Raw genomic sequence first — 19,859 nt, 5'->3', positions numbered from 1 at the left:
TGGCCGTTCGCCGAAAGCTAGCGGTGACCGTGACCTAGATCACCAGCACGGTGCCCACTGCTCACCTCGCGATTTGTGCACGGTGCCCAACGAGGTGGGACGTCGCGGGCGTCAGCCGGCGGTGAGCTCCGGTGCCGGTTCGCCGGCGGGGGTGTCGGGTACCTCTCGTCCGGCGAAGCTGAGCGCCAACCCAGCCGCGGCGACCACCCCACACCCCCCGAACAGCCAGCCGAGCGCGTCGGGGTAGGCGGCGGCGACCCCGGCCGCGCCCACGGAGGCGCCGACGAACCGCATCATGTTGAACAGTCCCAGCCCGGCGCCCCGCTGACCGGCCGGCGAGCGGGTGGCCCCGCTGAGCGACGGCGTCTGCACCAGCGCGACCCCGAACCCGGCCACCACCAGGACGACCGCCATCGGCAGCACCGCCGTCGCTCCCGTGCCCAGGAGCACGCCGAGGACGACGGAGACGGTGAGCAGCACGCCGAGGCCGGTCCGCAGCACCGGCCGCGGGCCGATCCGGTCGGCGAGCAGGCCGACCACCGGGGCCGACGCCGCCCACACCACTGGCAGGAGGAAGACCAGCAGACCGGTCGCGGTGCCCGACAGCCCGGCGACGCCGGTCAGGTGCAGGGGCACGGCGACCAGGACGGAGAACAGCGTGACCTGCTGCACGAAGACGCCCGTGGCGCTGCGCAGCCAGCGGATCTCGATGAGCAGCCGCGGGTCGATGAAGGGCTGAGCGCGGCGCAGCCCGGAGACGACGAACGCGACCAGCGCCGCCACCCCGAGGACCACCCCGGCCAGGGGAACCCACCCCGGGACGCCGCCCTGCGGAGCCACGGTGATCGCCGCCATAAGCGCGGCGACGCCGAGGGTCAGCGAGCCCACCCCGGGGACGTCGATCGGGGTGCGCGACCCGCCGTCCCGAGGGACGACGCTCACGGCGAGGACCAGCACCGCCACGGTCACCGGCACCAGGACCCAGAAGATCGACCGCCACCCCCAGCCGTCGGCGAGCAGGCCGCCGACCGGTGGGCCCACGGCCTGGCCGATGCCGTTGGCCGTGCCCCACGCGCCCATGACCCGGTTGCGCCGGCTGGCCGGCCAGCACCGGGCGAGGGTGCCCATGACGGCGGTCGGGACCAGGGCGCAGCCCAGCCCCTGCACGGCACGGCTGACCACGAGGGTGGGCAGCGTGGGCGCGACCGCGGCGCCGACGGTGCCGACGAGGAGCACCACGAGGGCGAGCACGAGGGTGCGGCGGCGGCCGAGTCGGTCGCTGATCCAACCGGTGAGCGGCATGGCCACGGCCAGGACGAGCACCGACGCGGAGGCGACCAGCACGCCCTGGGTGACCGGGGCGCCGTAGTCGTCGGTGATCTGGCGCAGCGGCACGTTGACGACGTTGTTGCTGACCGTGCCGAGGAACGTGGCGCCGAGCAGGGCGGCGAGCAACCAGCCGGCCCGCGGGGGACCGGTCGGCTCAGCCTGGGGTCGGCCGTACTGCGTCGCGGTGCCGGTCACAGACGTCCTCCCCGTTCACTTCCCGGGAACAGACTGCCAACGTGCCGTGAACGGAGCCACGGCAGGCTGCACATTCGGAGATGGGGCGAGTGTGCACATCGTTCATGGACGGCGTCTGCCCGGTCAGGGAGCTTTCTGCACCAACACATTGGGCTCACCAGTAGGGGCGTCGATGCAACTCACAGCAGCGCACTGGGTCTTCCTGGCCGGGGTGGTCGTCATCCTCGCCACGATGATCATGCGCAAGAACATCGTGGTGCCGGCAGTGGTGGCCACGTTCCTCACCGCTCTCGTGTGGTCGGGGAGTCTCGCGACCGGTCTGTCGTCGGTCTTCAACGCCAGCCTGGTCGCCGCGACCAGCCTGTTCAACATCTTCCTGATCATCGCGATGGTCACCGCGATGCTGCGGTCGCTGGAGGGGCTGGGATCGGACAAGCGGATGGTGACCCCGTTCCGCCGGGTCATGCGCAACGCGCACCTGTCCTGGTGGACGCTCGTCATCGTCACGTACTTCATCTCGCTGTTCTTCTGGCCGACCCCGGCCGTCCCGCTGGTCGGTGCGGTGCTGGTGCCGGTCGCCATCCGCTCGGGCCTGCGCCCGCTGGCGGTGGGTTTCACCATCGCGATCGCCGGCCAGGGGATGGCACTGTCCGCCGACTACGTCATCGGGGTCGCGCCGCAGCTGTCGGCCACGGCGGCCAACGCGGACCCGGCGGTGGTGGCCGATCGGGGCCTGGTCCTGTCGCTCATCGTCGGCGGTGTCGCGCTGGCCATCGGCTACATCATGGAGATCCGCAAGATGCGGCGGCCCTCCGAGGACCTGCTCTCCGAGTGGGAGAACGCCGCCGACCGGCGCAGCGACAGCGCTGACGCCGAGGCGATCGAGGACGCGAGCGACCAGGGTGGGACCGGTGGCTCCGGCGGCGCCGGCCTGCCCGCGGACGGGACCGGTGGCGGTGGCCCGTCGGTCGGCGGGCAGCGCGAGCTGGTCGGGGTGGCCAGCGGCTCGGGGAGCCGGCCCCGTGACGAGGCGGAGACCATCGCGGCCCGCTTGAGCAAGGGGCGTGCGCTGATCGGCACCCCGGCCGGCGGGCCGGTCCCGCCGGAGGGGCACACCATCACCCCGGTGGAGAAGCCGCTGGCCTCCAAGGCGTTCGCGCTCCTGGTGCCGCTGGCCTACCTGGCGCTGATCGTCTACCTGGTCGTGGCCAGCGTCTCGGACTCGGTCCCCGATCTCCAGGGCGGCGACGCCGCGGCGCTCGTGGGCGGTATCGCGCTGCTGGTCACGTTCGGTGCGGCCTACGCCCGGGGCGGCAACAAGTTCCTGGAGACCTCGGCCGACCACATCGTCGACGGGCTGGTGTTCGCGTTCAAGGCGATGGGCGTCGTCCTCCCGATCGCCGGCTTCTTCTTCCTGGGCAACGAGGAGTTCGCCGCCACCATCCTCAGCATCCCCGAGGGCGAGCCGGCGCCGAACCTGCTGTTCGACCTGGTGGTGGCCGGCCAGGATCAGCTGCCGGCGAACGCCCTGCTGACCGCCTTCGGCGTGATGATCGTCGGCGTCGTCGCCGGTCTGGACGGGTCGGGCTTCTCCGGCCTGCCGCTCACCGGTGCGCTGGCCGGCTCGCTGTCCGAGGGGGCGGGCGTCAGCAGCCCGACGCTGGCGGCCATCGGTCAGATGGGCAACATCTGGTCCGGCGGCGGCACGCTCGTCGCCTGGTCCTCGCTGCTCGCCGTCGCCGGGTTCGTCCGGGTGCCCGCGGTCGAGCTGGCCCGCCGCTGCTTCCTGCCGGTCATGGCCGGTCTGGTGGTCGCGACGGTCCTCGGGGTGCTCATCTTCGGCTAGCACTCGCCGACGCACGGCAGCCCCGGACCGCCAGGCGGTCCGGGGCTGCCGTGCGTCCGCGTCAGACGTTCAGGTGGCGCGGGGAGGTGCTGAAGACCTGCTGCCACACCTGCTGCCCGGTGTGCACCAGCAGGGCGGCGGCGACGACCGGGCCGATGACCTTCCAGACCACGGAGGCGTCCAGGGCGAAGGGCAACAGGCCGAGGACGACGGCGACGAGCGCGGTGTTCCGGAGGGAGCGGGCGAGCTGTTCCTGCATGACGTCAGTGTTACTACGACGTTCCGTTCGGCCGCTCGGCGAAACGCCTGCTCAGGGCCGGGATGAGAGCACTCTCACGGTGACGTCCCCGACAGTTCGGTCAGCAGGCCGCGGACCCGGGCCTCGATCTCGTCGCGGATGGGCCGCACGGCGTCGACGCCCTTGCCGGCGGGGTCCTCCAGCTGCCAGTCCAGGTAGCGCTTCCCGGGGAAGACGGGGCAGGCGTCGCCGCAGCCCATGGTGATGACCACGTCGGAGGCCTCGACCGCCTCGCCGGTGAGCACCGTCGGCCGCCGGTCGGCGATGTCGATGCCGACCTCCGCCATCGCCTCGACCGCGGCAGGGTTGACCCGGTCGGCCGGCAGCGAGCCGGCCGACCGGACCTCGACGGCGTCCCCGGCCAGGTGCCGCAGCCAGGCGGCGGCCATCTGGGAGCGGCCGGCGTTGTGCACGCAGACGAACAGGACCGACGGCGTCATCGGGAACTCTTCCCGGGAGCGGGGACGGTGGGGTCGCCGGGGAACCAGTGGCGCGCGGCCCAGAGGGCCACGTAGACGAGGGCGACGAGCACCGGCACCTCGATGAGCGGCCCGACGACGCCGGCGAGTGCCTGGCCGCTGGTGACGCCGAAGGTGCCGATGGCGACGGCGATGGCGAGTTCGAAGTTGTTGCCGGCGGCGGTGAAGGCCAGCGTGGCGGTCTTCGCGTAGCCCAGCCGCAGCCGCATCCCGAGCAGGAAGGAGCCGCCGAACATCAGGGAGAAGTAGGCCAGCAATGGCAGCGCGATGCGAGCGACGTCCCAGGGCTGCGAGGTGATCGCCTCGCCCTGCAGCGCGAAGAGCATCACGATCGTGAACAGCAGTCCGTACAGGGCGATCGGGCCGATCCGCGGCAGGAAGCGGCCCTCGTACCAGTCGCGGCCCCTCCGGCGCTCGCCGACGGTCCGGGTGAGGAAGCCGGCCAGCAGCGGGATGCCGAGGAAGACCAGCACCGACAGCACGATGGCCCAGACGCTGAACTCCGCCGACGTCGTCGCCAGGCCCAGCCAGCCGGGCAGCGCCTGCAGGTAGAACCAGCCGAGCGCGGCGAAGGCGAGGATCTGGAACACCGAGTTGATCGCGACCAGCACCGCGGCGGCCTCCCGGTCGCCGCAGGACAGGTCGTTCCAGATGAGCACCATCGCGATGCACCGCGCCAGCCCGACGATGACCAGCCCGGCGCGGTACTCCGGCAGGTCCGGCAGCAGCAGCCAGGCGAGGGCGAACATGAGCGCCGGGCCGACCAGCCAGTTGAGCACCAGGCTCGCGCCCAGCAGCCGCCGGTCGCCGGTGACCCGGTCGAGCTCGGAGTAGCGGACCTTGGCCAGCACCGGGTACATCATCAGGAGGAGGCCGATGGCGATCGGCAGGCTGACGTTGCCGACCTCCACCGCCGACAGCGCGTCGTCCAGCCCCGGGACCGCCCGCCCCAGCAGCAGGCCGAGTGCCATCGCCGCGACGATCCAGACCGGCAGGAACCGGTCGAGGGCGGACAGCCGCTGCAGCACCGGCGCCTCCGCAGCCGGCGCCACCCCCGTCTCGCCGACCACGTCGCTCACGCGGGCACCGCGGCGGGATCGAACAGCCCGGCGACGGCGGCCAGCGCGTCGCGGCGCACCGCGTAGTACACCCACACGCCCCGCTTCTCGCGGTCGAGCAGCCCAGCCGAGTGCAGCACCTTGAGGTGGTGGCTGATCGTGGCCTGGGTCAGGTCGAACGCGTCGTTGAGGTCGCAGACGCAGGCCTCGCCGGTGGTGCTCGAGGCGATCAGGCTGACCAGGCGCAGCCGCACCGGGTCGGCCAGCGCCTTGAGCAGGGGGGCGACCCGCTCGGCCTGGTCGGCGGACATGGCGGTGCCGGTCAGCGGCGTGCAGCAGGCGAGGCCGGGGTCGCTCATCGGATCTCCTCCGGTCGGGACGTCGCCGCCATCATATCGACGCTCATCGTATTGACAAACGTCGATGGCCGGTGGTGGCCTGGTGTCAGACACCGACATCCGTCGATGTCCTGACCGATGGAGGTCCCGTCCAGACCACCTGCTGCTACGCCGTCCAGGACGAGGTGTGGGTGACCGGCCCCGGCGGCGAGCCGTGGGAGGTCTACACGGTCACCGGCGACGCCCGGCCGGACCTGGAGGGGAGTCGGCTCTCGAGCTCTCCGCCGTCGGTGGCGACGGCAGCTGCTGTGCCCGGGACGACGGGGGGCCCGCGTCGCCACCTGCTGCTGACCCACCGGGACGGGATTGGCCGTGGCAGGGTCGGTCCCGTGGACCTCGACGACGTCGCCGACGAGCTCTACGAGGTGCCGCCCGAGGAGTTCACGGCGCTGCGCAAGCAGCGCCAGGACGAGGCGAGGGGCGGCGGCGACCGCCCGTTGGCGAAGGCGATCGGTGCGCTGCCCAAGCCGTCGGCGGCCGCGTGGGTGTGCAACCTCCTCGTGCGCGAGCACCGGGAGGAGATCGAGGGCCTGGTCGAGCTCGGCGGCCTGCTGCGCGAGGCGCAGGAGAACCTCGCCGGCGACTCCCTCAAGGCGCTCAACCGGCAGCGCTCGCAACTGCTCACCGCCCTGACCCGGCAGGCCAGCGCGCTCGCGCGCGAGCGCGGCCACCGGGTGAGCAGCTCGGTGGAGGCGCAGGTCGAGGACACGCTGCGGGCCGCCATGGCCGACCCCGAGGCGGGGGAGGCGCTGCTGTCGGCCCGGCTCACCTCCCCGATGTCCTACAGCGGCCTGGGGACGACGGGGGTGCGCCCGGCGCTGCGACTGGTGCCCCCGTTCCGCCCGGTGGAGCCGGCCATGCCCGCCCGGCCGCGCGGCGGGAACGCCGCCGACCGCCGTCGGCAGCGCGAGGAGGAGGCCCGGCGCCGCGAGGAGGAGGCCCGCCGGGCGGAGGAGGAGCGGCGCCGGAAGCGGCTCGAGGCGGCCCGGCGGGTCGCGGAGGAGGCCACCGCGGTCGCTGCTGAGACGCGCGCCGCCGCCGAGGAGCAGCGGCACCGGGTCGACGACCTCGACGCCCGCCGGGCCGACCTGCAGGCGCGGGTCGAGGAGCTCTCCGACGAGCTGGCCCGCGCCGAACGGGAGGCGGCGCAGACCGCGGAGGAGCTGAAGGCGGCCGAGCGGCACCGCCGCACGGCCGAGCGGCAGGCGACCGAGGCCGCCGCGGCCCGCGACCGGGCGCTGGAGTCCCTCGCGGAGCTGGGCGGCGACGACTGAACCGCCCCTTGCCCCGCCGCGCCGGCGGGTCGAGACTGCGCCGCACCCAGCCGCGCTGACGGAGAGGTCCAGCCGTGAACCAGGAACCCGCCACCGAGGGCACCGCGCCCGACCCCTCCCGCAGCGGCGCCGACGTCGCCGAGGCCATCGAGGTCGCCGAGCGCGGCAGCTCGGTCCAGGAGGTGCACGACCGGCCCGCCGCGACGCGGTCCGGGGAGGCGCCGGTCGAGCGCAGCGCGGGCGACCCGGAGATGACCGAGGGGCAGGTCGTGCTGGGCGACGGCACCGCGAGCGGCGGCACCGGCTCCGGCCCGGCCGCGCCCGAGGGGGTCTCCGGCGGCGCCCAGTCGCAGCAGGGCGCCCGCGCGTCGGACCGGGTCGCCGCCGAGCCGGAGACCTGATCGGCGCGCGCCCGTACCGTGGACGGGGTGGGCGAGGTGGTGCTGGCACTGGAGGTCCTCGGCGTGCTGCTCCTCGTCCCCGCCGGCTACGCGTGGCTGGGCGCCCGGGCCCGTCGCCGCGGCATCGGCGGCTCGGTGATGGCCCCGTTCGAGGAGATCTGGGACCCGCGCGCCCACACCACGCACATCGAGGTCCAGGTGCAGGCCGAACGCGCGGCTCCGGCCGCGACCCCGGGTGACCGGCCGGCCCCTGACCCGCAGGGCGCCTAGGGCTGGCTCCACAGGCCGACGCGGACGGTCGGCCGGGCCCGTTCGCGGGGAGCCGGCCCGGCCAGCAGCGCGCTGGTGGCATCAGGGGTGGTGAGGAAGCGCTGCAGCGCGGTCGCCCCCGCGGCCGCGCGGCCCTCGCCGGGCACCCCCGCCCACCACATGCCCGTCACCGGTGTGCCCTCGACCGGCAGCCGCACCAGCCGGCCGGCCCGCAGGTCGTCCCGGACCGCGTGCCCGAGCGCGAGCAGCACGCCGGCGCCGTCCCGGGCGGCGTCCAGCGCCTCGGCCTCCCTGGCCAGGCGTCGCAGCGGCACCGGACCCGCCGGCTCCGCCCACCGGCGCTCCTCGGTGCCCGGCTCGAGGCCGGCCGGGCCCGCGAGCCACGCGTGCCGGCCCAGCTCGGCCACCGGGACCCGGCCCCGCCCGGTGGCCAGCGGGTGCCCCGGGGCGGCCACCACCACCCGCTGGTAGCGCAGGAACGGCACCGCGTCGACCGCCTGCCCCGGGGCGGGGAGGGGGCGGGCGCCCAGCACGATGTCGGCCTCGTCGTCGGCCAGGACCGCGGCGGTGCGCTCGGCCGGCACGACGTCGAGGTGCACCTCGGTGCGCGGCGAGCGCCGGGCGAAGGCGGCCACCAGCGGGCCGGCGACGTGCTCGGCGCAGGCCGCGGTGGCCAGTGCCCGCAGCCGGCCCGTCGTCCCGGCCTGGGTCACCTCCCGCCGGGTGCGCTCGGCCAGCCGGACCAGCTCGCGGGCCCGGACGGCGAGCGCGCGGCCGCCCGCGGTGAGCTCGATGCCACCGGCGGCACGGTGGAACAGCGGGTCACCGAGGTCCGCGCGCAGGGCCGCCACCGCGGCGGAGACCGCCGGCTCGCTCACGCCCAGTTCCGCCGCCGCGGCGCGCAGCGACCCCAGCTCGGCCACGAGCGCGAAGGTGCGGAGCTGGGTGAACGTCATGGACACGGGGCCTCTTAACCATTCGCTTGTCGCGATCTTGACAGCCTTGTGGGACAGGTCACAAGCTCCTGCGCCACCAGGGGTCCCACCGTCGAGACCCCTCCGCCGACGGGAGTCCCCGTGCAGGTACCGGCCCCCTTCGACTACGTGCGGGCGACCAGCGTCGCCGACGCCCTGGACCTCCTCGAACGCCACGGCCCCGAGTCCCGCGTCGTCGCCGGCGGGCACAGCCTGCTGCCGATGATGAAGCTGCGGCTGGCCCGGCCCGAGTGGCTCATCGACATCAACGACGTCGCCGAGCTCGACCACGTCACCCGGGACGGTGACTGGCTGCGCGTCGGGGCGCTCACCCGGCACGCCACGCTGCTGTCCTCGGCGCTGGTCGGGGAGCTGTTCCCGATCGTGCACGACGCCGAGCGGGTCATCGCCGACCCCGTGGTGCGCAACCGCGGCACGATCGGCGGGTCGCTGGGGCAGGCCGACCCGGCCGAGGACCTCACCACCGTCTGCGACGTGCTGCGCGCGCGGGTCGTCGTCACCGGCCGCGCCGGCGAGCGCGTCATCGGCATGGACGAGTTCCACCGTGGCCCCTACGAGACCGCCTGCGAGCAGTCCGAGCTGATCACCGAGGTGCGCTTCCCGATCCGGCCGCGTTCGGGCAGCGCCTACGAGAAGGTCGAGCGCCGGGTCGGCGACTGGGCGGTCGCCGCCGCCGGGGCGCTGCTCGTGCTCGCCGACGACGGCACCGTCGCCGACGCCACCATCGGCCTCACCGCGCTCGGCCTCGAGGGCTGCGCGGTCGACGCCGCCGCCGTCCTGCTGGGCGCGCACCCCAGCGAGGAGGTGTTCGCCGAGGCCGGTCGACTGGCCGCGGCCGCGAGCTCGCCGGTCGAGGACCAGCGCGGCCCCGTCGACTACAAGCGCCACCTCGCCGACGAGCTCACCCGCCGGGTGCTCCGCTCCGCCGCCACGCGCGCCGGAGCCGGCGTCCTGACCGCCACCACCGGAGGCTGACCATGCAGGTCACGATGACCGTCAACGGGGCCGAGGTCACCCGCGACGTCGAACCGCGCCAGCTGCTCGTGCACTTCCTGCGCGACACGCTCGGGCTCACCGGAACCCACTGGGGGTGCGACACCAGCAACTGCGGCACCTGCGTGGTCCTGGTCGACGGCGAGCCGGTGAAGTCGTGCACCGCGCTGGCGGCCATGACCGCGGGTCACGAGGTGCGCACCGTCGAGGGCCTGGCCGACGGCGCCACGCTGGACCCGGTGCAGCAGGGCTTCATGGAGGAGCACGGCCTGCAGTGCGGGTTCTGCACCCCCGGGATGATGCTCACCGCCCGCGCGCTGCTCGACCGCGATCCCGACCCGGACGAGCAGACGATCCGCGAGGCGATCTCCGGGCAGATCTGCCGGTGCACCGGCTACGCGACGATCGTCCGCTCGGTGCGCTGGGCCGCCCGGCACGGGGCCGGGGCCGCCGCCGAGGCCCCGGCGATCCCCGCGCCGGCCGCCCCGCCCGCCGCCGAGGAGGTGCCGGCATGACCGAGCTCGCGGAGCGGCCGGCCAACCCGGCCGCCACCGCCGCCGACCGGCCCATCGGGTTCGGGCGCATCCAGCGCAAGGAGGACCCGCGGTTCGTCCGGGGCCGGGGCCGGTACGTCGACGACATCGTGCTGCCCGGGATGCTGCACGGCGCGATCCTGCGCTCGCCGATGGCACACGCCCGGCTGGTCTCGATCGACACCACCGAGGCCCTCGCCCACCCGAAGGTGCACGCGGTCATCACCGGCCGGGACCTCGAGGGGCTCAACCTGGCCTGGGCACCGACCCTGTCGGCCGACGTCCAGGCCGTGCTGGCCACCGCCAAGGTGCGCTTCCAGGGCCAGGAGGTCGCCTTCGTCGTCGCCGACGACCGGTACGCCGCCCGCGACGCCCTCGAGCTCATCGACGTCGAGTACGAGGAGCTGCCGCCGGTCGTCGACGTCCGGCGGGCGCTGGACCCGGGCGCCCCGGTCATCCGGGACGACAAGGAGGGGCAGACCGACAACCACATCTTCGACTGGGAGGCCGGCGACCGGGCCGAGACCGACGCCGTCTTCGCCGCCGCCGAGGTCGTGGTCAGCGAGGAGGTCGTCTACCCGCGGGTGCACCCCGCGCCCATGGAGACCTGCGGCGCGGTGGCCGACTACGACCCGGTCGACGGCAAGCTCACGCTCTACGAGACCACCCAGGCCCCGCACGCCCACCGCACGCTGTTCGCGATGGTGGCCGGCATCCCCGAGCACAAGATCCGCGTGATCAGCCCGGACATCGGCGGCGGCTTCGGCAACAAGGTCGGGATCTACCCGGGCTACATCCTCGCCGTCGTCGGCTCCATCGTGACCGGCAGGCCGGTGAAGTGGATGGAGGACCGCTCGGAGAACCTGATGTCGACCTCGTTCGCCCGCGACTACGTCATGCGCGGCGAGGTGGCGGCGACCCGTGACGGGAAGATCCTCGCCGTCCGCACCCAGGTGCTGGCCGACCACGGGGCGTTCAACGCCACCGCCCAGCCGACCAAGTACCCGGCCGGCTTCTTCTCCATCTTCACCGGCAGCTACGACCTGCAGGCCGCGCACTGCTCGGTCACCGGCGTCTACACCAACAAGGCGCCCGGCGGGGTCGCCTACGCCTGCTCCTTCCGGGTCACCGAGGCGGTGTACCTGGTGGAGCGGATGGTCGACGTCCTCGCCGCGGAGCTGGAGATGGACCCGGCCGAGCTGCGGCTGCGCAACTTCATCCGCCCCGAGCAGTTCCCCTACAAGAACAAGACCGGCTGGGAGTACGACTCCGGCGACTACGAGCCCACGATGCAGCTGGCGCTGAGGATGGCCGGCTACGAGGAGCTGCGCCGGGAGCAGGCGGAGAAGCGGTCCCGCGGCGAGCTGATGGGCATCGGGCTGTCGTTCTTCACCGAGACCGTCGGCGCCGGCCCGCGCAAGCACATGGACATCGTCGGCCTGGGCATGGCCGACGGCGCCGAGGTGCGGGTGCACCCGACCGGCAAGGCCGTCGTCCGGCTGTCGGTGCAGAGCCAGGGCCAGGGCCACGAGACGACGTTCGCGCAGATCCTCGCCGAGGAGCTGGGCATCCCGCCGGAGGACATCGACGTCGTCCACGGCGACACCGACCAGACGCCGTTCGGGCTGGGCACCTACGGCAGCCGGTCCACGCCGGTCAGCGGGGGAGCGGTGGCCCTGGCCGCGCGCAAGGTCAAGGAGAAGGCGCGGGCGATCGCCGCGGCGATGCTGGAGACCCGCCCCGAGGACCTCGAGTGGGAGAAGGGCCGCTGGTACGTGAAGGGCGACCCGGGGGTCGGCAAGACGATCGCCGAGATCGCGCTCGGCGCGCACGGCACCGTCGAGCTGCCCGAGGGGATCGACGGCAACCTCGACGCCGAGGTGACCTACGACCCGCCGAACCTCACCTTCCCGTTCGGCGCGTACGTCTGCGTGGTGGACGTCGACCGCGGCACCGGCAAGGTGCACGTGCGCCGGTTCGTCGCCGTGGACGACTGCGGCACCCGGATCAACCCCATGATCATCGAGGGCCAGGTGCACGGCGGCCTGGCCGACGGCGTCGGCATGGCGCTCATGGAGTTCATCGGCTTCGACGAGCAGGGCAACAACCTCGGCGGGTCGTTCATGGACTACCTCATCCCCACCGCGATGGAGGTGCCGGACTGGGAGACCGGGCACACCGTCACCCCCTCGCCGCACCACCCGATCGGCGCCAAGGGGATCGGGGAGTCGGCGACCGTCGGCTCGCCGCCGGCGGTGGTCAACGCCGTCGTGGACGCGCTCGCGCCCTTCGGCGTCCGGCACATGGACATGCCGTGCACCCCGGCCCGCGTGTGGGAGGCCATGCAGGGCCGGCCGACCCCGCCGATCTGATGACGGTCACCGAGCGGGCGACGGAGCTGGTGCGCAGCCGGGTGCCGTTCGTGCAGGCCACCGTGGTGCGCGCGCAGCGACCGGCCAGCGCGCACGCCGGTGACACCGCGGTGATCCGGGCCGACGGCGTCATCGACGGGTTCGTCGGCGGCACCTGCGCGGAGTCCTCGGTGCGCGAGTACGGGTTGATGACCCTGTCGACCAACGAGCCGCTGCTGCTGCGGATCGTGCCCGGAGCCGAACCCGGCGCCGCCGAGGAGGGCGCGGTCACCGTCGCCAACCCGTGCCTGTCCGGTGGCTCGGTGGAGATCTTCCTCGAGCCGCGGGTGCCGGCCCCGCGGGTCCTGGTGGTCGGGGACAGCCCGGTCGCCGAGGCGCTGGCGTCCCTAGGGGGGCCGCTCGGGTTCGCCGTCGAGCGGGTGCCGGGGGAGGACGCCGCCCCCGCGGCGGACGACGCGGCGCTGGTGGTCGCCTCCCACGGCCGCGGCGAGGAGCCGGCGCTCACCGCGGCGCTGCGGCTCGGCGTCCCCTACGTCGGGCTGGTGGCCAGCCGGATCCGCGGCGCGGCGGTGCTCGCCTCCCTCGACGTGACCGACGAGCAGCGGTCGCGGGTGCGCAGCCCGGCCGGCCTGGACATCGGGGGCCGCACCGCCGCGGAGATCGCCCTGTCCATCTGGGCGCAGGTGGTCGCCGAGCGGCGGGCTGCGGAGGCACGCGCGCCCTCGCCCGGAACCCCGGCGACGGCCCGCGTGGTGGACCCGGTCTGCGGGATGAGCGTCGCCGCCGTCGACGCCAGCCCGCACGTGACCGTCGACGGGGCGACGACCTGGTTCTGCTGCGACGGGTGCCGCAGCACCTTCCTCACCGACCCGGCCCGGTATGCCCCCGCCTCCTGACGCCGGGCCGGGGACGGCACTCCCGGCCTCCCGGCCCGGGGCCGAGGAGGAGGTCCGGGACCGGGTGCCGGACGTCGGCGCGCTGGCGGCCGCGCTGGACGACGTCGACTACCTCGCCGACCCGGGCCTGGCCACCGCGCTGTTCCTCGCCGTCCGGTTGCCGCAACCACTGCTGCTCGAGGGTGAGCCCGGCGTGGGCAAGACCGAGGCGGCGAAGGCGCTGGCGCGGGTGCTGGGCACCCCCCTGTACCGGCTGCAGTGCTACGAGGGCATCGACGCCGCCGAGGCGCTCTACGAGTGGAACCACCCGCGGCAACTGCTGGGCATCCGGCTCGCGGAGGCGTCCGGGAAGCCGCTGGGGGAGGAGGACCTCTTCGGCCCCGAGTACCTGCTGCGGCGCCCGCTGCTGCAGGCGATCGAGCACCCCGGGCCCCGGCCGGCGGTGCTGCTGCTCGACGAGATCGACCGCGCGGACGCGGAGTTCGAGGCGTTCACCTTCGAGGTGCTGGCCGAGGCCGCGGTCACCGTGCCGGAGCTGGGCACCGTCCGCGCGGCCCACCCGCCGGTCGTCGTCCTCACCTCCAACCGGACGCGGGACCTGCACGACGCGCTCACCCGCCGCTGCCTCTACCACTGGATCGACTTCCCGGCGCCGGACCGGGTGGCCGAGATCGTCCGCCGGCGGGTCCCGGGCAGCAGCGAACCGCTCGCGGTCGCCGCCGCGGCCGCGGTCGGGCGGTTGCGCGGCCTGGACCTGGTCAAGCCACCCGGCATCGCCGAGGTCATCGACTGGGTGGCCGCCCTCGACCTGCTCGGCGTCGACCGGCTCGACCCGCCCGCGGTGGCGGCGACCTGGGGCTCGGTGCTCAAGAACCGCGACGACCAGGAGCTGGCCCGCACGCGGGGTGCGGCCTGGCTGGCCGGTGCCTGAGTCCGGCCGGCCGCCGTCCGGGCCACTGCCCGGGCCACTGCCCGGGCCGCCGCCCGTCGCGCCCGGCCCGCTGGCCGTCGGGTTGACCACCGCGCTGCACCGCGCGGGGTTGCCCACCACGCCGGAGCGGGCGGCCGGCCTGGCGCGGTCCCTGCAGCTGGTGCCCCCGGTGGACCGCGCCGCCCTGTACTGGACCTGCCGGGTCGCGCTGGTCACCGACCGCGCCCAGCTGCCGGTGTTCGACGCGGTCTTCTCCGCCGTCTTCGACGGCCGGCTCGACCCGGCCGACAGCCGCGGCGACCTCACCGCGCCACCGCCGGTGGGCAGCGAAGCCCGCACCCGGCCCACCCCGCCGGACCGCCGTCCTCCCGCGGCGGAGTCCCAGGGCGGGACGGCGCCGGCCGGGAGCGGGGACGACGGGAGCGGCGACGACGGGCGGGACGTCGTCCTGGCCGCGGCCTCGCCCGACGAGCGGCTGCGGCACACCTCCTTCGCCGACCTCACCCCCGACGAGCTGGCCGGGGTGCGCGAGCTGGTCCGCCGGATCGCGCTCAGCACACCGGACCGGCGCAGCCGGCGGGTGCGGCCCAGCCGGCGCCGGGCCGACCGGCTGGACCTGCGCCGCACGGTGCGGGCCGCGCAGCGCTCCGGCGGCGACCCGGTGCGGCTGGTGCACGCCGCCCGGCGGACGCAGCCGCGCCGGCTGGTGCTGCTGTGCGACGTCTCCGGGTCGATGGAGCCCTACACCCGCGTCTACCTCTCGCTGCTGCAGGGCGCGGTGGCCGGGGCGCGGGCGGAGGCGTTCGTGTTCTCCACCCGGCTGACCCGGCTCACCCGGCAGCTCGCCGTCCGCGACCCCGACCAGGCCCTCGCCCGGGCCGGGGCGACGGAGTCCGGCTGGGCCGGCGGCACCCGCCTGGCCGCCGGGATCGGCGGCTTCGTCGCCACGCACGGCCGCCGCGGGCTGGCCCGCGGGGCGGTCGTGGTGGTGCTGTCGGACGGCTGGGCCACCGACGACCCGGACGACGTCGCCGAGGCGATGCGGCGGTTGCGCCGGCTGGCGCACCGCATCGTGTGGGTGAACCCGCGCAAGGCCGCGCCGGGCTACGCCCCGCTGGTGGGCGGGATGGCGGCCGCGCTGCCGCTGTGCGACGCCTTCGTCAGCGGGCACAGCCTCGCCGCGCTGGAGCAGGTCGCCGCCGCCGTCCGCGGGTGAGCGGACCCCGTCCCCCTCACCCCTCGCAGGCTCGGGGCGAGCGTCTGGACGGGGCCTAACCCATCGTCTTCTGGCCGTCCAGGGACTCCCGCAGGATGTCGGCGTGCCCGGCGTGCTGGGCGGTCTCGGCGACGATGTGCAGGAACGCCCGGCGGGCCGAGCGGACGCCGTTCGGCGGGAACCACGGCGCCTGGGGCAGCGGCTGCGTGACGTCGAGGTCGGGCAGCGTGCGGACCAGCTCGTCGGTGCGCGCGGCCACCTCCTCGTAGGAGGCGAGGATGCTCTCGAGGGTCTCGTCGGGGCCCATGCTGAACTCCTGGGCCCACGCCGCCATCTGCTCGGAGTCGTCCGGCCCGCCCATGGCGGCGGGGCCCTCGACGATGAAGTCGGCCCAGCTCCGCTCGGTGTGGGCCACGTGCTTCACCAGCCCGCCGAGGGTCAGCTCGCTGGCCGTCGTCCGCTGCCGGGCCTGCTCGTCGGTCAGCCCCTGCACGGTGAACCGCAGGAAGTACCGGTGCGTGGCCAGGGCCTCCAGCAGGTCCGCCCGTTCGCCGGTGAGGGTGCTCGTCGCGCTCGTCATGGTATCCGCCTCTGCTGCTCGGGAGATCCGTCGAGGACGACGCTACGGAGAATCGGTGTCAGTTCCTGACCGCAATGGAGGAGAATCTGACTGCGTGACCGGCACCGGCAACCGCACGCTGCGACTGCTCTCCCTCCTGCAGAACCGGCGGCACTGGGCGGGGGCGGAGCTGGCCGAGCGGCTCGACGTCTCGCTGCGCACCCTCCGGCGCGACGTCGACCGGCTCCGCGACCTCGGCTACCCCGTCGAGGCGCAGCCGGGGGTGGACGGCGGTTACCGGCTGGCGCCGGGGGCGGTGCTGCCGCCGCTGGTCCTCGACGACGAGGAGGCCGTCGCGCTCGTCGTCGGCCTGCAGGCAGCGGCGCAGAGCGCGATCGCCGGGACGGCGGAGTCGTCGGTGCGTGCGCTGACCAAGGTGGTGCAGGTGCTGCCGCCCCGGCTGCGCCGCCGGGCCGACGCCCTGCGGACGGTGACCGAGCCGGCCTCGTGGCGCGACGGTGCGGCCGCCGTCGACCCGGAGGTGCTCACCACCGTCGCCCAGGCCTGCCGCGACACCGAGCGGCTGGCGTTCGGCTACACCGCGGCCGACGGCGCCCCCACCGAGCGCGAGGTCGAGCCGGCCCGGCTGGTCTCGCTCGGGCGGCGCTGGTACCTGGTCGCCTACGACCTCGGCCGCGGCGACTGGCGCAGCTTCCGGCTCGACCGGCTCACCGGTCCGCGGCCCACCGGGGCCCGCTTCGCCCCGCGGCGGCTGCCGGCCGAGGACGCCGCCGCCTTCGTGCGCGCCGGAACGGGACCGCGCGCCACGCCGGTCGCCGTCGAGGCGCTGGTGGCGGCGCCGGCCGACCGGGTGCGTGCCCGCATCGGCCGCTGGGCGCGGGTGATCGAGGAGAGGCCCGGACACAGCCGGGTGCACCTGGAGACCGACAGTCTCGACTGGCCCGCGTTCGCCCTCGGCTCGCTGGGCGCGGAGTTCACCGTCGTCACCCCGCCGGAGCTGCGTGAACTCCTGGGAGAGTGGGCGGGCCGGTTCGGCCGCGCGGCGGTCGGTATCGATTCGGTCTCGGCTGGTCCCGGTGTCGAGGGCACTGCGATGCCGGGCTGACAGGCTCCCTCATCCGACCGTGCGACCGAGGATGGTGCCCGTCCATGCGATCCGCCCGCGTGCTGCTCCGCTCCACCGCCCTGTGCTCCGCCCTGCTCCTGACCGCCACCGCCTGTGGCGGGGACAGCGGAGGTGGGGGTGGCGGGGGCGGAGGCGCCGCGGACGGCGAGGCCCCGCGGGTCGCCGCGGTCTTCTCCGGCACGACCACCGACGCCGACTACACTTTCCTGGGCCTGCAGGCGCTGGAGGCGGCCGAGGCGGAGTACGGCGCGGAGACCACCTATTCCGAGAGCGTGGCGGTGCCGGACGCGCAGCGGGTCCTGCGCGAGTACGTCGCCGACGGCTACACCGTCATCTGGACCCACGGCAGTCAGTTCTACGACGCCACGGTCGCGGTGGCGGAGGAGGCGCCGGACGTCGTCTTCATCGCCGAGCAGGACACCGAGCCGGCCGACGTGCCGGACAACGTCTGGGTCCTCGACCGCAACTTCCACCTGGCCTTCTACCCGCTGGGCGTGCTGGCCGCCGCCACCACGCAGAGCCAGCAGATCGCCTACCTCGGCGGGGCGACCCTGCCGTTCAGCTACTCCGAGGTGCACGCCGTCGAGCAGGCGCTGGAGGACGTCGGCTCCACCGCGACGCTCACCCCCGTGTGGACCGGCGACCTGAACGACCCCACCCGCGGCCAGCAGTTCACCAGCCAGCTGATCGCCGGCGGCGCCGACGTCGTCCTCGGCTCGCTGAACCTCGGCATGGTCGGCGCCTTCGAGGCGGTCAAGGCCGAGCCGGCCGGCGCGGTGCGGATCACCGCCAAGTACACCGACAAGTCCGACCTGGCCCCCGACCACTACCTGACCTCGGTGCTCTACGACTTCTCGGTCATGCTCGACGACATCCTCGGCCAGGTGCAGGGCGGCGAGACCGGCGGCTACCTGGGCATGACCTTCGAGCAGGGCATCTCGCTGCAGCCGCCGGTCGGCGTCGACCAGGCGGTCGTGGACCAGGTCGACGAGGTGATCGCGGGCCTGAGCAGCGGCGAGATCGAGGTCGAGCGCGACGTCACCCCGGTCGAGTGACGACGGCGGAGCAGCCGCGGGCCGGGGACGGGGCATCCGCGCCCGCGGGGCGGGTGCCGCTGTCGATGAGCGGCGTGACCAAGTCCTTCGGGGCCGTCAAGGCGCTCGTCGACGCCGACTTCGAGCTGGCCGCCGGTGAGGTGCACGGCCTCGTCGGCGGCAACGGCGCCGGCAAGACCACCCTGATGAACGTCCTGTACGGGCTCTACCGGCCCGACGCGGGGACCATCCGGGTCGACGGGCAGGAGGTGCACGTCCGCTCGCCGCGCGACGCCATCGGCCTGGGCATCGGCATGGTGCACCAGCACCTGCTCCAGGTGCCCGCGTACACGGTCGTGGAGAACGTGGTCGTCGGCACCAGCGGCGGCTCCGGCGGGCTGCGCGGCGCGAGCCGGCGGATCGCCGAGCTCTCCGACCGGTTCGGCCTGTCCGTCGACCCGCGGGCCCGCACCGACCGGCTGTCGGTGGGTGCCCGGCAGCGGGTGGAGATCCTCAAGGTGCTCTACCGCGGGGCGCGGATCGTCGTCCTCGACGAGCCGACGACCAACCTGACGCCCCAGGAGGTCGACGCGCTGTTCGCCTCCCTGCGCGAGATCGTCGCCGAGGGCACCAGCGTCGTGTTCATCTCGCACAAGGTGCGCGAGGTGCTGGCCATCTGCGACCGCATCTCCGTCATGCGCGACGGACGGCGGCTCACCACGGTCCGCCGGGAGGAGACCGATGCCGCGGGGGTGGCCGGCCTCATGGTGGGCGAGCTGGCCGCCGAGCAGTCCACCGAGGTCGCCGCCGCGCTCGGCCTCACCCCGGTGGGGGCCGCCGCGTCGGACGCCCCGGAGCACCCGGTTGCCGGCTCTGCGGTGCGGCTGACCGTCTCCGGGCTCGAGGTCGACAACGACCACGGGGTGCCGGCGCTCGACGGCCTGGAGATCGCCGTCCGGTCGGGGGAGGTCCTGGGGGTGGCCGGCGTCGCGGGCAACGGGCAGGTCGAGCTGGCCGAGGCGCTGGCCGGCGTCCGCCCGGTGCGGTCCGGCAGCGTGACCGTCGACGGCACCGAGCTGGCCGGCCGGCCGACGCAGCGGTGGCTGTCCGCCGGTGTCGCCTACGTCCCGGAGGACCGCCACCGTGACGGCATCCTCGGCGCGGCGTCGGTCACCGACAACCTGCTGCTCGGCTCCCAGCGCAGCAGCGCCTTCCGCCGGGCCGGGCTGATCGACTGGCGCGGGGTGCGCGAGCACGCGCGGCGCACCATCGACCGCTACTCCATCCGGACGCCGGGGCCCGACGCGCCCGCCGCGAACCTCTCCGGGGGCAACATCCAGCGGCTGGTGCTGGCCCGGGCGTTCGAGCGCGAGCCGTCGGTGCTCGTGCTGCAGAACCCCACCCGCGGGCTGGACCTGCGCTCCACCCGCTTCGTCTACGACCGTGTCGAGGAGGCCCGTGACCGCGGCTGCGCCGTCGTGCTCATCTCCGAGGACCTCGACGAGCTGAGCCTGCTCGCCGACCGCATGGTGGTCCTCTACTCCGGCCAGGTGGTCGGGGAGCGCGCCCGCGGGGACTTCGACGCCTACGCACTGGGCCGGCTGATGGCCGGCGTCCGGGAGGACGCATGAACCC

Annotated in this window: 20 protein-coding genes; 13 read left to right on the top strand and 7 right to left on the bottom strand. The window is 74.7% G+C overall.

The features are described from left to right. Nucleotides 1–111: 111 nt before the first annotated feature. On the bottom strand, nt 112–1,524 hold the full coding sequence (locus tag CRP39_RS18170) for an MFS transporter (RefSeq protein WP_097207778.1): 1,413 nt from the start codon (nt 1,522–1,524) through the stop codon (nt 112–114). A gap of 172 nt (nt 1,525–1,696) precedes the next feature. Here CRP39_RS18170 and CRP39_RS18165 point away from each other — a divergent pair, with 172 nt between their 5' ends. Continuing rightward, nucleotides 1,697–3,370: a hypothetical protein gene (locus tag CRP39_RS18165; RefSeq protein WP_097207777.1), complete on the top strand. Its 1,674-nt coding sequence runs from the start codon at nt 1,697–1,699 to the stop codon at nt 3,368–3,370. Between the two features lie 61 nt (nt 3,371–3,431). Here CRP39_RS18165 and CRP39_RS18160 read toward each other — a convergent pair whose 3' ends face one another. From CRP39_RS18160 to CRP39_RS18145, 4 genes are all read right to left on the bottom strand, one after another. After that, nucleotides 3,432–3,629 (bottom strand): hypothetical protein, encoded by a 198-nt coding sequence (locus tag CRP39_RS18160; protein WP_097207776.1) that lies wholly within the window; start codon nt 3,627–3,629, stop codon nt 3,432–3,434. Between the two features lie 74 nt (nt 3,630–3,703). Beyond that, nucleotides 3,704–4,108, bottom strand: a complete 405-nt coding sequence (locus tag CRP39_RS18155) for an arsenate reductase ArsC (protein ID WP_097207775.1) — start codon at nt 4,106–4,108, stop codon at nt 3,704–3,706. Next, entirely contained in the window at nt 4,105–5,226 is a 1,122-nt protein-coding gene (arsB, locus tag CRP39_RS18150) for an ACR3 family arsenite efflux transporter (protein WP_281253789.1), read from the bottom strand. Before arsB ends, CRP39_RS18155 begins: the two co-directional genes overlap by 4 nt. After that, nucleotides 5,223–5,564: an ArsR/SmtB family transcription factor gene (locus CRP39_RS18145; protein WP_097207774.1), complete on the bottom strand. Its 342-nt coding sequence runs from the start codon at nt 5,562–5,564 to the stop codon at nt 5,223–5,225. The genes arsB and CRP39_RS18145 overlap by 4 nt, the downstream gene beginning before the upstream one ends. A 368-nt stretch (nt 5,565–5,932) precedes the next feature. Here CRP39_RS18145 and CRP39_RS18140 point away from each other — a divergent pair, with 368 nt between their 5' ends. The 3 genes from CRP39_RS18140 (at nt 5,933) to CRP39_RS18130 (ending at nt 7,548) form a co-directional block, all read left to right on the top strand. Further along, on the top strand, nt 5,933–6,877 hold the full coding sequence (locus CRP39_RS18140) for a hypothetical protein (RefSeq protein WP_097207869.1): 945 nt from the start codon (nt 5,933–5,935) through the stop codon (nt 6,875–6,877). Between the two features lie 74 nt (nt 6,878–6,951). Then, on the top strand, nt 6,952–7,278 hold the full coding sequence (locus CRP39_RS18135; protein ID WP_097207773.1) for a hypothetical protein: 327 nt from the start codon (nt 6,952–6,954) through the stop codon (nt 7,276–7,278). Nucleotides 7,279–7,305: 27 nt separating this feature from the next. Beyond that, nucleotides 7,306–7,548: a hypothetical protein gene (locus tag CRP39_RS18130; protein ID WP_143426694.1), complete on the top strand. Its 243-nt coding sequence runs from the start codon at nt 7,306–7,308 to the stop codon at nt 7,546–7,548. Here CRP39_RS18130 and CRP39_RS18125 read toward each other — a convergent pair. Then, on the bottom strand, nt 7,545–8,504 hold the full coding sequence (locus tag CRP39_RS18125) for a LysR family transcriptional regulator (RefSeq protein WP_143426693.1): 960 nt from the start codon (nt 8,502–8,504) through the stop codon (nt 7,545–7,547). The genes CRP39_RS18130 and CRP39_RS18125 overlap by 4 nt on opposite strands. A gap of 120 nt (nt 8,505–8,624) precedes the next feature. Here CRP39_RS18125 and CRP39_RS18120 point away from each other — a divergent pair, with 120 nt between their 5' ends. Genes CRP39_RS18120 through CRP39_RS18095 form a run of 6 tightly spaced genes read left to right on the top strand, consistent with a single transcriptional unit; the run spans nt 8,625 to nt 15,484 of the window. Continuing rightward, on the top strand, nt 8,625–9,518 hold the full coding sequence (locus tag CRP39_RS18120; protein ID WP_097207770.1) for an FAD binding domain-containing protein: 894 nt from the start codon (nt 8,625–8,627) through the stop codon (nt 9,516–9,518). 2 nt (nt 9,519–9,520) lie between these two features. Then, a complete protein-coding gene (locus CRP39_RS18115; protein ID WP_097207769.1) occupies nt 9,521–10,051 on the top strand; it encodes a (2Fe-2S)-binding protein in 531 nt (176 codons plus the stop codon). After that, complete coding sequence (locus CRP39_RS18110) at nt 10,048–12,441, top strand: aerobic carbon-monoxide dehydrogenase large subunit (protein WP_097207768.1); 2,394 nt, start codon at nt 10,048–10,050, stop codon at nt 12,439–12,441. Before CRP39_RS18115 ends, CRP39_RS18110 begins: the two co-directional genes overlap by 4 nt. Continuing rightward, a complete protein-coding gene (locus CRP39_RS18105; RefSeq protein ID WP_097207767.1) occupies nt 12,441–13,337 on the top strand; it encodes an XdhC family protein in 897 nt (298 codons plus the stop codon). Before CRP39_RS18110 ends, CRP39_RS18105 begins: the two co-directional genes overlap by 1 nt. After that, entirely contained in the window at nt 13,321–14,268 is a 948-nt protein-coding gene (locus tag CRP39_RS18100; RefSeq protein WP_097207766.1) for an AAA family ATPase, read from the top strand. Before CRP39_RS18105 ends, CRP39_RS18100 begins: the two co-directional genes overlap by 17 nt. Then, a complete protein-coding gene (locus CRP39_RS18095) occupies nt 14,261–15,484 on the top strand; it encodes a vWA domain-containing protein (RefSeq protein WP_216359799.1) in 1,224 nt (407 codons plus the stop codon). The genes CRP39_RS18100 and CRP39_RS18095 overlap by 8 nt, the downstream gene beginning before the upstream one ends. Before the next feature lie 55 nt (nt 15,485–15,539). Here CRP39_RS18095 and CRP39_RS18090 read toward each other — a convergent pair whose 3' ends face one another. Next, a complete protein-coding gene (locus CRP39_RS18090) occupies nt 15,540–16,064 on the bottom strand; it encodes a DinB family protein (protein ID WP_097207765.1) in 525 nt (174 codons plus the stop codon). A gap of 94 nt (nt 16,065–16,158) precedes the next feature. Here CRP39_RS18090 and CRP39_RS18085 point away from each other — a divergent pair, with 94 nt between their 5' ends. From CRP39_RS18085 to CRP39_RS18075, 3 genes are read left to right on the top strand one after another with little or no spacing between them, the layout of a single operon-like run. After that, nucleotides 16,159–17,169, top strand: coding sequence for a helix-turn-helix transcriptional regulator (locus tag CRP39_RS18085; RefSeq protein ID WP_097207764.1), 1,011 nt, complete (start codon nt 16,159–16,161; stop codon nt 17,167–17,169). Nucleotides 17,170–17,213: 44 nt separating this feature from the next. Further along, entirely contained in the window at nt 17,214–18,245 is a 1,032-nt protein-coding gene (locus CRP39_RS18080; protein WP_097207763.1) for a BMP family ABC transporter substrate-binding protein, read from the top strand. After that, nucleotides 18,242–19,855 carry an ABC transporter ATP-binding protein gene (locus CRP39_RS18075; protein ID WP_097207762.1) on the top strand — a complete coding sequence of 538 codons (1,614 nt, stop codon included), beginning with the start codon at nt 18,242–18,244 and terminating at the stop codon, nt 19,853–19,855. The genes CRP39_RS18080 and CRP39_RS18075 overlap by 4 nt, the downstream gene beginning before the upstream one ends. The last annotated feature ends 4 nt before the right edge of the window (nt 19,856–19,859 follow it).

It is taken from the genome of Geodermatophilus sabuli, assembly GCF_900215145.1.
Taxonomy (GTDB): Bacteria; Actinomycetota; Actinomycetes; order Mycobacteriales; family Geodermatophilaceae; genus Geodermatophilus; species Geodermatophilus sabuli.
The sequence above is the reverse complement of the archived record's forward strand: the minus strand, read 5'-3'. Positions and strand labels throughout refer to the sequence as shown.

Coding starts and splice junctions, on each gene's coding strand:
- CRP39_RS18090 (WP_097207765.1), bottom strand. CDS start 16,064: ATGACGAGCGCGACGAGCACCCTCACCGGCGAACGGGCGGACCTGCTG.
- CRP39_RS18105 (WP_097207767.1), top strand. CDS start 12,441: ATGACGGTCACCGAGCGGGCGACGGAGCTGGTGCGCAGCCGGGTGCCG.
- CRP39_RS18115 (WP_097207769.1), top strand. CDS start 9,521: ATGCAGGTCACGATGACCGTCAACGGGGCCGAGGTCACCCGCGACGTC.
- CRP39_RS18100 (WP_097207766.1), top strand. CDS start 13,321: ATGCCCCCGCCTCCTGACGCCGGGCCGGGGACGGCACTCCCGGCCTCC.
- CRP39_RS18080 (WP_097207763.1), top strand. CDS start 17,214: ATGCGATCCGCCCGCGTGCTGCTCCGCTCCACCGCCCTGTGCTCCGCC.
- CRP39_RS18145 (WP_097207774.1), bottom strand. CDS start 5,564: ATGAGCGACCCCGGCCTCGCCTGCTGCACGCCGCTGACCGGCACCGCC.
- CRP39_RS18155 (WP_097207775.1), bottom strand. CDS start 4,108: ATGACGCCGTCGGTCCTGTTCGTCTGCGTGCACAACGCCGGCCGCTCC.
- CRP39_RS18165 (WP_097207777.1), top strand. CDS start 1,697: ATGCAACTCACAGCAGCGCACTGGGTCTTCCTGGCCGGGGTGGTCGTC.
- CRP39_RS18110 (WP_097207768.1), top strand. CDS start 10,048: ATGACCGAGCTCGCGGAGCGGCCGGCCAACCCGGCCGCCACCGCCGCC.
- CRP39_RS18160 (WP_097207776.1), bottom strand. CDS start 3,629: ATGCAGGAACAGCTCGCCCGCTCCCTCCGGAACACCGCGCTCGTCGCC.
- CRP39_RS18125 (WP_143426693.1), bottom strand. CDS start 8,504: ATGACGTTCACCCAGCTCCGCACCTTCGCGCTCGTGGCCGAGCTGGGG.